Annotated in this window: 12 protein-coding genes and 1 pseudogene; 3 read left to right on the top strand and 10 right to left on the bottom strand. The window is 62.8% G+C overall.

All coding sequences use genetic code 11. From position 1 onward, the window contains the following. Positions 1 to 54: 54 nt before the first annotated feature. The gene (locus QM588_RS25205; RefSeq protein WP_032364248.1) at positions 55 to 759 is read right to left on the bottom strand and encodes a TetR/AcrR family transcriptional regulator; all 705 of its coding nucleotides are present in this window, start codon (positions 757 to 759) and stop codon (positions 55 to 57) included. A 203-nt stretch (positions 760 to 962) separates the two neighbouring features. Here QM588_RS25205 and QM588_RS25210 point away from each other — a divergent pair, with 203 nt between their 5' ends. Further along, positions 963 to 2,438: an MFS transporter gene (locus QM588_RS25210; protein WP_371128951.1), complete on the top strand. Its 1,476-nt coding sequence runs from the start codon at positions 963 to 965 to the stop codon at positions 2,436 to 2,438. A 16-nt stretch (positions 2,439 to 2,454) separates the two neighbouring features. On the opposite strand, the gene QM588_RS25215 is transcribed toward QM588_RS25210, so the two are convergent. Next, a complete protein-coding gene (locus QM588_RS25215; protein WP_032364186.1) occupies positions 2,455 to 3,009 on the bottom strand; it encodes a PaaI family thioesterase in 555 nt (184 codons plus the stop codon). A gap of 242 nt (positions 3,010 to 3,251) precedes the next feature. Here QM588_RS25215 and QM588_RS25220 point away from each other — a divergent pair. Continuing rightward, positions 3,252 to 3,371 (top strand): annotated as a pseudogene (locus QM588_RS25220) (transposase); the annotation flags it as partial. A 55-nt stretch (positions 3,372 to 3,426) separates the two neighbouring features. Here QM588_RS25220 and QM588_RS25225 read toward each other — a convergent pair. The 6 genes from QM588_RS25225 to QM588_RS25250 all read right to left on the bottom strand — a co-directional run bounded on the left by QM588_RS25225 (position 3,427) and on the right by QM588_RS25250 (position 9,519). Next, on the bottom strand, positions 3,427 to 4,491 hold the full coding sequence (locus tag QM588_RS25225; protein ID WP_032382558.1) for a BtrH N-terminal domain-containing protein: 1,065 nt from the start codon (positions 4,489 to 4,491) through the stop codon (positions 3,427 to 3,429). A gap of 46 nt (positions 4,492 to 4,537) precedes the next feature. Then, positions 4,538 to 5,374 carry an SDR family oxidoreductase gene (locus QM588_RS25230; RefSeq protein WP_032364247.1) on the bottom strand — a complete coding sequence of 279 codons (837 nt, stop codon included), beginning with the start codon at positions 5,372 to 5,374 and terminating at the stop codon, positions 4,538 to 4,540. 396 nt (positions 5,375 to 5,770) lie between these two features. Beyond that, the gene (locus QM588_RS25235; RefSeq protein WP_032370982.1) at positions 5,771 to 6,511 is read right to left on the bottom strand and encodes a transglutaminase-like domain-containing protein; all 741 of its coding nucleotides are present in this window, start codon (positions 6,509 to 6,511) and stop codon (positions 5,771 to 5,773) included. 69 nt (positions 6,512 to 6,580) lie between these two features. Then, positions 6,581 to 7,789 carry an NAD(P)/FAD-dependent oxidoreductase gene (locus tag QM588_RS25240; protein WP_283317364.1) on the bottom strand — a complete coding sequence of 403 codons (1,209 nt, stop codon included), beginning with the start codon at positions 7,787 to 7,789 and terminating at the stop codon, positions 6,581 to 6,583. After that, positions 7,786 to 9,174 (bottom strand): cytochrome P450, encoded by a 1,389-nt coding sequence (locus tag QM588_RS25245; RefSeq protein WP_032364182.1) that lies wholly within the window; start codon positions 9,172 to 9,174, stop codon positions 7,786 to 7,788. Before QM588_RS25245 ends, QM588_RS25240 begins: the two co-directional genes overlap by 4 nt. Before the next feature lie 24 nt (positions 9,175 to 9,198). Next, positions 9,199 to 9,519, bottom strand: coding sequence for a 2Fe-2S iron-sulfur cluster-binding protein (locus QM588_RS25250; RefSeq protein ID WP_024793405.1), 321 nt, complete (start codon positions 9,517 to 9,519; stop codon positions 9,199 to 9,201). 109 nt (positions 9,520 to 9,628) lie between these two features. Between QM588_RS25250 and QM588_RS25255 the strand changes: the two genes are divergently transcribed. Continuing rightward, complete coding sequence (locus QM588_RS25255) at positions 9,629 to 10,657, top strand: helix-turn-helix domain-containing protein (RefSeq protein ID WP_052047647.1); 1,029 nt, start codon at positions 9,629 to 9,631, stop codon at positions 10,655 to 10,657. A 137-nt stretch (positions 10,658 to 10,794) separates the two neighbouring features. On the opposite strand, the gene QM588_RS25260 is transcribed toward QM588_RS25255, so the two are convergent. Together QM588_RS25260 and QM588_RS25265 are read right to left on the bottom strand one after the other, a co-directional pair. Then, a complete protein-coding gene (locus QM588_RS25260; RefSeq protein ID WP_230591063.1) occupies positions 10,795 to 11,538 on the bottom strand; it encodes a recombinase in 744 nt (247 codons plus the stop codon). Between the two features lie 368 nt (positions 11,539 to 11,906). Then, on the bottom strand, positions 11,907 to 12,849 hold a 943-nt coding region (locus tag QM588_RS25265; protein WP_283317366.1), incomplete at its 5' end, for a site-specific integrase.

A 12,849-nucleotide genomic window follows, 5' to 3' on the forward strand; every position in this document is an offset into this window, starting at 1 on the left:
GCGCTGCGATCCCTGACTGGATAGCGCATTGATGGTGAAATTTCCCATCAAGTTTTACTGGCCGTCGGTGAGCTGCGGGTCTAGCGCCGCGGCCGGCCATGGACGGCTGTTGTCGCGCGAAGTGCTCGATCGGACACTTGCGGCATGGGCGGCGAGAAAGTTGTCGACGATTTGGATGCAGTCGTCGGCGTGGATGTGGCGCAGTCCTGTGAGGCGAGCGAACACTATCGGTCCGAGGAGCTGAATGAGGGCGAAGGTGGTGTCGATCTCGCCGAGCACAGCGCGAGCGTCAGGCGCCGTCAGGATCTGATCCAGGGACCTGCGGTATTGCTCTATGACACGGGCCCGAAGCGAGACCACCGCGCCAGGATCGAGATCGCGCCGGCTGGCGTCGCCGCTGTTGACGGGCCCCATTGCCAGCCAGGCCAGCGTGGTCATCTGCACCGGAGCTTGGTCGATGAGGTCGGCTTGGGTGGTGAGCAACGAAATCAGACGTTCACGTAGCGGACCGGTATCGATATCGGTGTCGACTGGGGGTAATAGTCGCTCGAAGGTTGCAGCGAGCAGGTCAGTGGTACTTCCGAAATGTCGGTACAGAGTGGCACGTGCAACCTTCGACATGCGGGTGACCGCCTCCACGGTGACCGCCTCCACACCGCCGGTGGACAGCAGCTGACCGGCCGCTTCGAGTAACCGGTTACGTGAGCGCGCCAGCCGGGGGTCGGCCGAGCCCTCGGTTGCAACGAGAGGGTCGACCATGAACGGGCTCCGCTCCATTTGACTGACAAGACATGTCCTCGATTGATCATTCTGTCACACCCGCAGAGTTGTGATACTAATAGTCTCGAACCGAGACGATCAGTCTCGAACTGGGAGGCTGGCCGTTGAACGAACGTAGATCCGACTCTGCCAGCGTCGCTCGATGGAGCGGTGCCCAGTGGTGGATGTTGATTGTGTCGTGCATGGCAGTCGCGTTGGTGGTGGCCGCAATGGCAGCATTGTATTCAGCGTTGCCCCAGATCGCGGTCGCGACAGGGGCGACGCAAGCCCAACTGACCTGGATAGTCGACGGTTATACGTTGGTTTTGGCGTGCTTCGTTCTGCCTGCCGGTGCGATCGGTGACCGGTACGGTCGCCGGGGGGTGCTCGTGGCGGGGTTGGCGTTGTTCGCTTTCGCGTCGGCATTGCCCTTGTTTCTCGCCGACCCGGCGTGGCTGATCGCTGCTCGCGCGTTGGCTGGGGCGGGTGCGGCGCTGGTCATGCCCTCGACGCTGTCGATACTGACCGCGGGATTTCCACCGGCGCATCGCGGCCGCGCTGTAGGTGTGTGGGCCGGGGTTGCTGGATCCGGGGCGGTCCTGGGCATCCTCGGGGCTGGTGTGCTGCTCGAGCAGTGGTCGTGGACCTCGGTGTTCGTCGGGTTGACCGTCGCCGGAGCGGTTCTGGCCGGGTTGGCATGCAGTATCGCGGAGTCCCGCCAGCAGGAGCATCCACCGGTCGATTGGGTGGGCGCGGTGACCGTAGTTGTCGCGGTCGGGGCGATCGTCTTCGCTGTGATCGAGGTTCCGGCCCGTGGCTGGTCGGATTCGCTCGTCGCCATCAGCACTGCGGTGGGCTTGTTTGCGGTTGCGGTGTTCGTCGTCGTAGAACTACGTTCCTCGGCACCCCTACTCGATGTCCGGTTGTTCGCCCGCCGTGGTTTCGGTGCCGGCGCGCTGTCTGTCTGTATCCAATTTCTGGTGACCTTCGGGGTGTTCTTGCTGTTGGTGCAGTATCTGCAGTTGATTCTCGGTTATGGACCGCTCACCGCCGCGTTGGCGTTGACCCCTATGGTCGTGCCGCTCATCGTGATCTCGGTGATTGCACCCTGGCTGTCGAACATTGTTGGGCTGCGGGTGATGACCACTGTAGGTCTGCTCACCATCGCGGCGGGACTGGTGATGGTGAGCAGACTGACCGTCGCGGCGACTTACCCTGACCTGCTGTGGCCCTTGCTCATCATGAGTGCGGGTTTGGGGTTGTGTACCGCCCCTGCGACTTTCGCCATCGTCTCGGACACTCCTGAGGCCAAGCACGGGGTGGCTGCCGCGGTCAACGACGCAGCTCGCGAAATCGGTGCCGCGATTGGGATTGCGGTAGCCGGTAGCGTGCTCGCGGCCGGTTACGTTCAGCACATTCAGCCGGCTCTGCCCCAGCTACCCGAGCCTGCCCGTGGTCCGGTGGCCGATTCTCTGGCCGCCGCGTTACAGGTCGCCGACCGCGCAGGACCAGCTGGTCAGCCGCTGGCCGAGTTCGCCAGAGCCGCATTCGTACACGGAAGTGGTCAGGCGACACTGTCGTTGGCGGCGCTGACCGCCGCTGGGGCACTCGTCCTCGCCGTCTTTGCGCCAGGTAGACGCAGCCGTACGACAGCCACCGCGGGTGATGGACGTCGGTGAAGGTCGGCCAGGGTGTCTATTCTTCGGTGTGATTCGTGTCCGTGGCCCGGAGTTGGGCTCGGGCTTGGGACTGCATGAAGTGTTCGACCTCGACCACCACGAACAGGGCAGTAGCGGTGGCTACCGAGCGGCCCTGCGCATCGTCCATCGTGGCCGTGAGATCCAGTTTGCGCCCATCACGAGACCGAACGGCAGCACGCAATACGTATGGAGTGCCGAGCAGAACCGGCGCCAGGTAGTCGAGCTCGAGACGCCGCGTCACGGCGAGCTCACCCACTGTGTAGAGCAGGAAGCCGAACAGATCGTCGAGAACGGTCGCCACCGCGCCTCCGTGTGCTATCCCGGGTGCCCCGACATGACGTTGATCGAACACATGGTGAGCCACCACGCCGTTCTCGTCACGCTGGACCGACAGGGCGTGGCCGTGCGGGTTCTGCGGCCCACAACCAAGACAGTCGGGGTGGTGGGGCGGTAGATCAGGCGAGTCGAAACTCGTGCTCCAGAACGAGCGCGCCCAGTTCTCGACAGCCGGGCCGGCCGACCCGCTGACCTCGTCCGGAACTCTTTTCATGGTCGGACCTCTCTGTCGTGAAAAAAAATTGTGCCGAGTCTGTCGCGTCATCGTGCGCTCGGCCTGCACCGCTGTTAGTTTCGATAGATAAACTGCACTATGTCAGAAGTGAACCGCGCGTTGAAAACGTCGGCGAGGTTGCAGATGAGGGTCATCCACCCCGCAGCCCAGTGGCTGGCGTCGTGATCTGATCGGCCCAGGGATTCGGACACTAGACCCGCTTGGAATAGGGATCTACAAGCATGAGCAGATCGCGTCGATCTTTCAGCACCGAGTTCAAAGACGAACTGTGCCGAGAGGTCATCGACTCTTCCAAGCCGATCAGTGAGGTCGCCAGGGCGTACGGTGTCGGCGACGACAGCTGCAGCACAGTGCGATGCGCCCCGTGTACCGCGCGCCATCGAACGACGGTGGGCATCATCTCGTGATGGCGGACAGCGAGCGTGAAGCAGACTCCAGGGACTCCACCAGGATCAGCTCGAGTTCCGACAGTCTGGCAGCCGACACGGCCACCGCAGCTGCGCGTGTTCGTACATCGAGACCGCGTTGTGTTCCGGCGCGGGCAGTTTCGGTCCAGGCCTGGGCGCAGTGATCGGCGGCCACCGCGAGGTCTGCGGTAGCGGGATCACCGGTCAGACGTGCAATCTCGGTACAGCCGTCGGCGAGAAGCCGACGAAAGAGCCCGCCTCCGGTTCCGGCCTTTTCGATGAAGATACCGAGACTGAACAGCAGCGTCTCGAGGTCATCGGGCGGAAGGTCGACCCAGCTCTTGACGTCGGTTGCCAGCTGGTCGACCGCGGCCAAACCGTCGGCACCGGCTGCTGGTATGTGGTCGGCTATTCCCGGTGTCGATGGGGCGTGCATGCTGGCGGCGGATCGGGCGAAGGCCGCGGCCGCGGCAGTCGACACGGGCGGCAGTGTCTGCGGCCACGTGATTCGGTACGTGCAGTGACGTGTCGGTTGCGGGAACGAGGTGGAAGATCGCGCCCGAGCCAGCGCGTCGAGCGGGATCTTCTGCACGTCGGCCCGATCGTTGTCGACGACCGAGGCAGTCCCCCCGATCTCGTCGTAGCCGATCACCACGATGTCGTGGCGACTCATCTGCAGTTTCACCCGTAAGTAGGGCAGCTCAGCGATATCGGCCCAGACCAGACTGGGTCTTCCCGCATCGATGTCGTCGCGAACCCATGACCATCCCTCACCGGGATCGTCGGTCGTGAGAACCTCGACTTGTCCGCCGAGCCTGCGCGGTAAATCGATCTCGAAGTCGGCACCGCGGCCGACCAGGTACATCGGTGGGACCAGGTCGTCCGATCGCAGGTAGGACAAACCGAGATCACCACCCAGTGCGAACACCAACCCCTCGTCGGGTGGTCCGTCCCATCCCAGACCGTGCCACTGGAGAAGGTCTCGCATTGCACCTGACCCGCAGTGCCCTCCCATCCGGTGGGGATAGTTCTCGATCAGAGTCGTGGGGGTCACTGTGGCTGCCTTTCGGGTGGTTGGTCGAGCGCGCGTGTCGGCATGCTCAGCTGTTCTGGATTCTGTCGAGATACGTTCGGCGAGCAGTCATGTCGACGTCCGCGAGGAACACCGAATCTGTGTTCAGGGCCGCACCCAGTCCGGTCGCCAGCCGCCGGGGGACGAATTTCACCGCCGCGACCATTGCGCCTGCGAGACGGGTGACGCGGACGAAGGGGCGTGGATTCTCGATCAGATCTGCTGTCGCGCGGGCGATTTCCTCCGGCTCGGCGTTGCGTAATCCCTTTGCGCCGGCGGTTCCGGCGACGAGTTCGGTGTTGGTGAACGTCGGGCGGACTGTGGACAGTCGAACCCCTGACTTGCGGTACTCCAGTCGTGCGGCCTCTGTGAATCCGATGACTGCGAACTTGGTAGCGCAGTAGGTCGCCAAACCAGGTACCGCGAGCTCGCCGGCCAATGACGCAGTGTTGATGATGTGTCCGGTGCGGCGCGGCAGCATGCGCTGAAGAGCCAGTTTGGTCCCGAAGATGACACCCAGGACGTTGATCTCGACTTGACGCCGGGTTACTGCATCGTCCTCTTCGTGGGCGTGGCCGGTAGGCATGATGCCCGCGTTGTTGATCAGGATGTCGAGGGGTCCGAGTTCACGTTCGACCAGGTCCAGAAACGTTGTGAACGAGTCAGGTTCGGTGACGTCGAGTCGGGTGACGACCTTCACCCCGAGTTCGGCGGCGGCCTCCTTCGCACGTGCCTCGTCGATGTCGCCGATGGCGACCCGGTGGCCTCGTCGAATCAACTCCTTCGCTGTCTGATAGCCGATGCCGCGAGCTCCACCTGTGATCGCCACGGTCCTGGCGGGGGTGTGAGGTGCGTTGTTTGTCATCTGCTGCGCTCCTTGCATAGATGAGAGACATCGGTAGACGCCTGTCGGCCCGCTCTCGCGGTAGCGGCTGCGCACACGGGAGAGGGATATGGGTATCGCGCGTCGTCTCGTGCCCGGGGAGGCGTTCGGATCGGTCGTTCATCGCCCGCAGCCGCAATTCCAGCGGCAGAGCGAGTCTCGTCTGTTCGGTGCAACTTCCGGTGTCGGCCTTACCACGGCCGCGGCGACGAGACAGTCATGTGGCACAGCTCTGCCAGCAGGTATCGGCTCACCCGATTCGAAGGTGTCCGAGGCGGTCCGAGTGTTCACGATCGCGATTGTTCGCGGAGAGAGCTCCGACCGATCGGCAGTCGGCCGCGATACGGGGTTCGGCGCGTATGTTCTCACCGCTTGTGTTCATCGAGACTCCCGCGGAAGGTTTCGATCCCCGGGAGTTTCGTCCGGCCGGGTGCGGCCGGTGAAAACATCATCGAGTGGGTGAGCGCCCGTGAAGATCGTGGGGCCGTAGGCGTGCCGAAGCACCGTCAAGATCGCGTTCAAGGGTAGGTCGTCGAAGACTCCTCGCTCGCGGACATACTCCATGTGCTGGGCTCCGTCTGCGGTGAAGGCATGCATGAGAGCATCGCGATCGCCGTCGAATTCCACTGGCGGCACGCCGAAACGAGCGCACAACTCGACATTGAATGCCGGCGTGGCCTTCAACCACCGGCCCTCGATGTAGAGGCGACTGTAGCCGTGGTAGACGAACAGGTCGGTGCCGCCCATCAGCGTGCGCAACGTCTCGGTCTGCAGGTGATTTCGGACGTCGGCGAAGCCGAGCAGTGCTGGGATACCCGCCGCCCGGCACACTGCGGTCAACAGCACCGCCTTCGGGACGCAGTAAGCGCGCCCGGCCTCGAGGACGAAGCTCGCTCGATAGTGGGCCGGATCGTCCGACACGGTGTATGGGTCGTACCAGATTCGGTCGCGGACGGCGGCGAAGAGGCGTCTGGCCTTGTCACGGTCGCTGCTCGCATCTCCGATTGCCGCGGCGGTGAACGCCCGCACGGATTCGTGCTCGATGTCGAGGAAGTCCGTTGCTCCCAGGTATGCGTGTGGTGGCTGCGTAGTATGTGCTCCGGGCGGGCGGTCTGTCATGGTCATCGCTGATGTTCCCTTCTCTGAGCAAACCGGTTGCTGTTGTGTGCACAACGACCGAAGGATCGGTCAGTTGCGCGCGAGTCCGCCGAGCATCAGGTCTTCGCGTTGGACGGGGAGTCGCTGGGCGATCACCCGTTTGCTGTACATGAACTCGCGCGGGCGACCTATGCAGTCGGCGGCAATGAGCTCACCGGCCTGGAGATAGAAGCAACTGAAATCACTGTCGCGGGTGGGGTCACCGCTGAGAACCACTTCGTCGTATCCAGTGTTGAGGCCGGCGATCTGCAGCTTGAAGTGATACTGATCCGACCAGAACCACGGCAACGCTTCGATTTTTCTGGACTTCCCGCAGGCGGTCGACGCAGCGACTTTGGCCTGCTCTCCTGCGCTCGAGACGGACTCCAACCGTAGTCGACGGCCGTAACGGGCCATGTCGTGGCTCGCGCAGTCCCCCGCCGCCATGATGTCGGGGTCGTTGGTCCGAGTGTGATCGTCGATCACGATGCCGTTGTCGATGACAAGACCCGCATCGGCGGCGAGGTCGGTGTTCGGCTCGACGCCGACACCGACGATGACCAGATCTGCGGGGATCGATTCTCCGCTGGCCAAGGTGATTTCACGAACCTCACGGTCACCGGACAGGCCCTGAACCATCGCGTTCGTTCTGATGTCGACTCCCTGTTCGCGATGTATCCGCTCGAAGAACGTCGATACCTCGGGAGCAGTGACCCGCTCGAGCACACGCCCAGTTGCCTCGAGGACTGTGACCTGTACGCCCAGTGCGCGCAGCGATGCCGCTGTCTCGAGTCCGATGTAGCCGCCTCCGACGATCACCACCCGCTGGCCAGGGCCGGTGGCCATACGTATCCTCTCGACGTCCGCTGCGGTGCGCAGGTAGTAGACCCCGTGGAGATCGGCCCCGGGAACGGTGAGCCGACGAGGGCGGGCTCCCGTGCACAGCGCGAGCTTGTCGTAGGCCAGCTTCTCCCCGGTGTCGAGAACGACGTTGCCTTCCGGCCGAACGATGGTCTCCACCTGCGCGTTCAGGAGCTGAATACCTTGCTTGGAGTAGAAGTCCGTGCTGCGAATGGCGATATCGTCGAGTACGCATTTGCCCGCCAGGTATGCCTTCGACAGCGGGGGGCGTTGATAGGGAGCGGCAGACTCGTTACCGATGAGGACGATGTCGCCTGTCCAACCTTCTTGGCGCAAACTAGCTGCCAGTTGTGCCCCAGCATGGCTTGCGCCGACGATGATCGCCCGTTGCGATGTCATACGCTGGAAGTAGGCGTCAGGCGCACCATCATCTTGCTGATGCCCCGCACGAAATTCGACTGAACATACTCGGGGTCGCCGACGACCTCGATGTTCTCGAAGCGGGGAAGCAACTCCTCCCACAGAATCCGCAGCTGCATTTCGGCCAGCCGATTGCCCATACACCGGTGCACACCGAATCCGAACGCGATGTGATTGCGCGCATTGGCACGATCGATGATGAAATCATCAGGATTCTCGAAAACGCGTTCGTCGCGGTTACCCGAGGCATACCACATCACCAATTTGTCACCCTTGCGGATGAATTGTCCGTTCAGAACGGTGTCGGCTTTGGCGATTCGGCGCATGTACGCCAAGGGTGTTTGCCATCGGATGATTTCCGAGTTCATGTTGGGGATCAAATCGGGATTGGCCTTCAATTTCTCGAACTGGTCGGGGAATTGGTTCAACGCAAGAACGCCACCGCTCATCGAGTTTCGCGTGGTGTCGTTGCCACCGACGATCAGCAGGACGAGGTTGCCCAGAAATTCCATCGGACGATCGATCAGATCCTTGGTGTCCTCGTTGCTCTGCAACATGGTGATCAGATCGAAACCGGACTCTTCCCCTGCAGACCTCCTGGCTGCTTTGTCATGCCAGAGAGCGCTGAGGCCACGGGCCATGTCACGCATGCCTTCGAACACCTCGTCGTTGTCCGAGGGCCCACCGTTGGCTTGCTCCATCGAGGTTGCCAAATCGGACCAGTAGACGAGTTTGCGGCGTTGTTCGTAGGGGAAATCCAGAAGAGTTGCGAGCATCCGAGCTGTCAACTCGATCGAGACATTCTGCACCCAGTCGAACGGCTCGTTCAAGGGGAGGTCGTCCAATACCTCCCGTACGCGCGATCGGATCAGTCCCTCCATCTCCCGGAGGTTCTTCGGTGCGACAACCCCCTGGACGGCAGCGCGCTGCTTGTCGTGGTGTGGTGGGTCCATCGCGATGAACATCTCGATATCGAGAAACCGGGGCGGAACGCCGATGACGATGAACGGTTCGGCCGAGAACACAGCGTGATTCTTGTCGACGGCCACGATATCGGCATGGCGCGTGACCGACCAGAACGGGCCGAACGGACTATTGGGTTGGTAGTGCACCGGTGCCTCGTTCCGCACGCGCTCGAAGTACGACTGCCACCGCCCTTGTCTGTAAAGAAAGGGGTTACTGAGGTCGATGTCGGCGAGCTCGACATCCTCGACCGGTGGGATGGGACTTTCGACGAAGATCTTCTTGCCATTCGTGCCAGTCACCCACCGTCGGGTCTTGTCGTACAAATGAGCGCCCTGGATCTGCAGCCCTATCGGGATGGTCGACTGGACCTTGTCGGCGATCGACTCAGAAACTTTCATGCTGTCGTGCCTGCCTTTCGCACATCACAATTGGAATTCAGGTGTTCGAACGATCAGGCCATCCCACGCTTCCGAGGCCACCATCTGGCACGACAACCGAGACGTGGGTTCACGCTCGGGGTTCATCGCCAGCATCTCCTCCTCGTCGGCGCCGGACAGACCCACCTCTCCTGACCACTGCGGGTCGACGATCACATGGCAGGTGCCACAGGCCGTTTCGCCCCCACAGTCTCCATCGATCCCCGGCACAGCATTGTCGGTTGCAATCTGCATCAGCGAGCGACCTTCGACCAGAGCCGCCTCGTGCTTCTCACCATCGTGGGCGACGAAAATTACAGCTGCCATGTCAACTCCTCGTTTTCCGGCGTGATTGACGAAAGTGTCGTCGCAAACGCGGGTGACGGCTATGTTCGGTGGAGTCATAAACTTGTGAATTCGGGTCAAAGGGGTCACCGTGAAGCTGAGCGACGAGGGCGTGCCACCGCTTGCGTTCGTTCAGTTGCTCGAACGCCGCGCACTCGACCCTGACGCCGCCGCGCGGCTTCGTGTGATCATGCACCGCGAAGGAACCAGTGAAGCGACGCTCATTCAGCATGACGTTCAGGCACCGATACGGTGGTTTCGGGAGGTCTATCCCGAACTCGATATCGCCCAGGCCACTCGACTCGGATTTGCGTTTGCCGAGCAGGCCCAGTTGACATCGTTCGGGCCTCTGAGTTCACCTTTGATCAGCGCTGGTTCGGTCGCCGAGATCGTCGATCTCCTGACATACCTACCATTGATCTCCACGGCGTTGAAGTCGCAGTTCCACACCGGCGACTACGGTCTGATCGTCGGGCTCACTGCGCACACAGGCGATTCCGCACTGGACTGCTTGGTCATCACCTACGGTGGGTCGGCGTTACTACGACTGCTGGACATGCTCGCCGGTGACATATCGCCGGTGACACTCCATCTGAGCTGGCCGGAGCCGGCCGAGGTGAGCCACGACGAAGGTCCGGGGGCGAATCGCCGGTTCTTCGACGCTCCGATTTCCTTCGTCCACGTACCCGAGGAGACCCTCAACAAGGCTTGTCGCTTCTCGGACCCCCTCGCATATCGTCTCGCTATCGCTGATCTGCAGCGAACACTCGCCCAGCGGAGTGGGTCCATGTCATCCGCCGAGAAGGTGAGGCAACAGTTGGAAAAGGACCTCGGACAGCGAACCAACCATGATGTTGCACAAGCATTGTCGATGTCGAGTAGCACGTTGAAACGGCGGCTTGCCGAAGAAGGAACCACCTATAGCAAGGTGCGCCACTCGCTGCTGTACGAGCGCGCGATGCTACGGCTCCTCGACCGATCGGTTTCGGTCAGCGAGATCGCTACCGAACTCGGATACAGCGACCTCGCCAACTTCTCTCACGCCTTCAAACGCTGGACCGGACGCTCTCCGAAAGATTTCCGAAATCCCCGACTCTCAGACGACCCGGATTCGACGTAGACCCCGCAGAACGGGGTCGAGATCGATGCCTCGTTCGTTCGCGGCCTGATCGATCTTCATCTCGGAGATTTCTGAGACGTCACCGCCTCCCTGCCGTGAGAAGAAGAGTGTGTGCAAACCCGAGTACCAACCACTAGTCACTCGACGGTGTCGGCCGGCACGCGTGCGGTCTCCGATTCGAGAAAGTCGACGAGAGCTTCCAACAGGCTGTCCGCGCGGGTTTCGACATCGGCCAGGACAGAGTCCACGTCGTCGAGAAGACCGTGGGCGTGTCTACGCGCAAGCGTTCCGCGTTCGTAGTAGCCGGGGTCGAGTAGAACCCGCGGTACTGGATCCGGTGCCGCGATCTGCTCCGGATGTTGTGACCGCGCAGTGGGCTGCAGGTGGGTGGGTGCCCTTCCGTCCCAGTGCATTCGCACGATGCCCGCTACCGCACGGGCGGTCAGCGGGGTCGCAGCCAACGGGGTGTGGCCCCACCGGTCGATCGCAGTCGACAGCGGATGTTGACCGGCCGGGTCGAAATACCGGTCGTATCCGCCGAGCCCGGTGCCGTCCACGGCATCGAAAGCGTCGGCGAGCATTCGGGTGCTCGGATACCGGGCCTGATGGCCGAGCACCTCACACCAGCGCTGGTACACCGTGCGCGGAGAAATGCCCGTCCCCGCCAGCGCGAGGGAGGTGAGGGTATGAACGCCGCGGCCTGTCTCGATGCGAAGGGCGTCGAGACCCGCATCGGCGGTGACATCGCATGCCCGCAGGGCCGCGATCTGCGTGTACGGCAGACCTGTCGTAGCGAGCGTGAGGATCAGCGCGTCTCTGCGCGCGAACAACGCTGACGGCCAACCGTATTCGGGGAGTCGGGCGATGATTCCGCCGATCACGGCTGCCACCTCCTGCAGGCGCGACGTGCGGGCCCCATCCAGCGCAGCCCGGACGGTCTCAGCGCGCCCTGGAGGAGGTAATAGATGCCGATGATGAGCGGAGTCGATCACCGCGATCCGGCGGCGTTGGGTCGTCGGCGCGGCGGGGTGCGCATACAGGAACCGAGCAAGTGACTCAGGAGAGGCCGCCAATGGGGGTTCGCCATGGGCGGTGCACCAGTCCTCGAACAGTGACCACGTGTGCCGATCCCGCCTCGGTATCGACGTGTTCGTGATGTCCGATGCACGTATCGGACAAGGGCGGTCGTCGTGGTCAGCATCTACCCCTGTCGTCCCGTCGCCGCTCACTGGTTCGGTCGGGTGCCTGGTCATAGGCCGAGCTCGGTGACGGCGTTGCCGACCAGTGGCGCATTCTCGTGAGCGTATGTTTCGACCATTGCGGGTGTGGTGTGCCCGGTTTGGCGCATGATCGCATGCGCGTCGGCACCGTTGCGGAAGGCCTGCGTGACGAAGCCGGAACGGAGGGAATGCCCGCCGAGCTGGGCGACGGTGTCGGGGCCGTATCCAGCTCGAGTAGCGCGGCGGCGGATCGCCGCGTGCACCGCGGCTCCGGACAGGGCTGTGTCGGAGAGGTTGCCGTTCTTGCGGACGGACCGAAACAGAGGGGACCGTTTCTCGACTACAGGAAGGGTGCCGCGGCAGATATGGGAGTCGAATTCCACTGCGCGGGAAAGTATTCGGATGACAGCAACTCTGCCGCCGGTGTCGAACGCTGCGACGATCTGCAGCCATCGCACCCACGCGCAGACCGGACATGACTCGTGGCGGTCGGTGAACGGGAGTGCTTTCACGGTTCCGGTGCCGTCCTGGTCGGTCTTCGATTTGCGGATACGTACGTGCGCGCCGTCGAGGCGGTCGCGGTGGACATCGCGGCATTCGAGCGCTACGAGTTCGCTGCGGCGGAATGCGCCGGTGTAGCCCATCAGGAGCAGCGCAGTGTCGCGGCGTTCGAGGACCTCCGACGCCCACCCGGCCCCACCTCGACGCGCGTAATCGACGATCGTAGTGATGTCGGAGGTCAGCAGCGGTGCGCGCGGGTTACGGGGCCGCTCCCCCGCAGACGCGTAATCCCGCCGAATACCCGAGAGAGTGGCGCGCACCATCTCGTGCCCGCACGGGTTGTCGTAGCCGGTAGCGCGGTGGCGGTCCGCGACCGCCGCGATCCATTTGCCGAACGTCGACGGCGCATACGCCCGCGTCCCGTCGACGGTGAGCGTGTCGGCAGCCGCAACGAGATAGGCCGCCACCGTA

The organism is Rhodococcus sp. IEGM 1354, assembly GCF_030056855.1.
Lineage (GTDB): Bacteria > Actinomycetota > Actinomycetes > Mycobacteriales > Mycobacteriaceae > Rhodococcoides.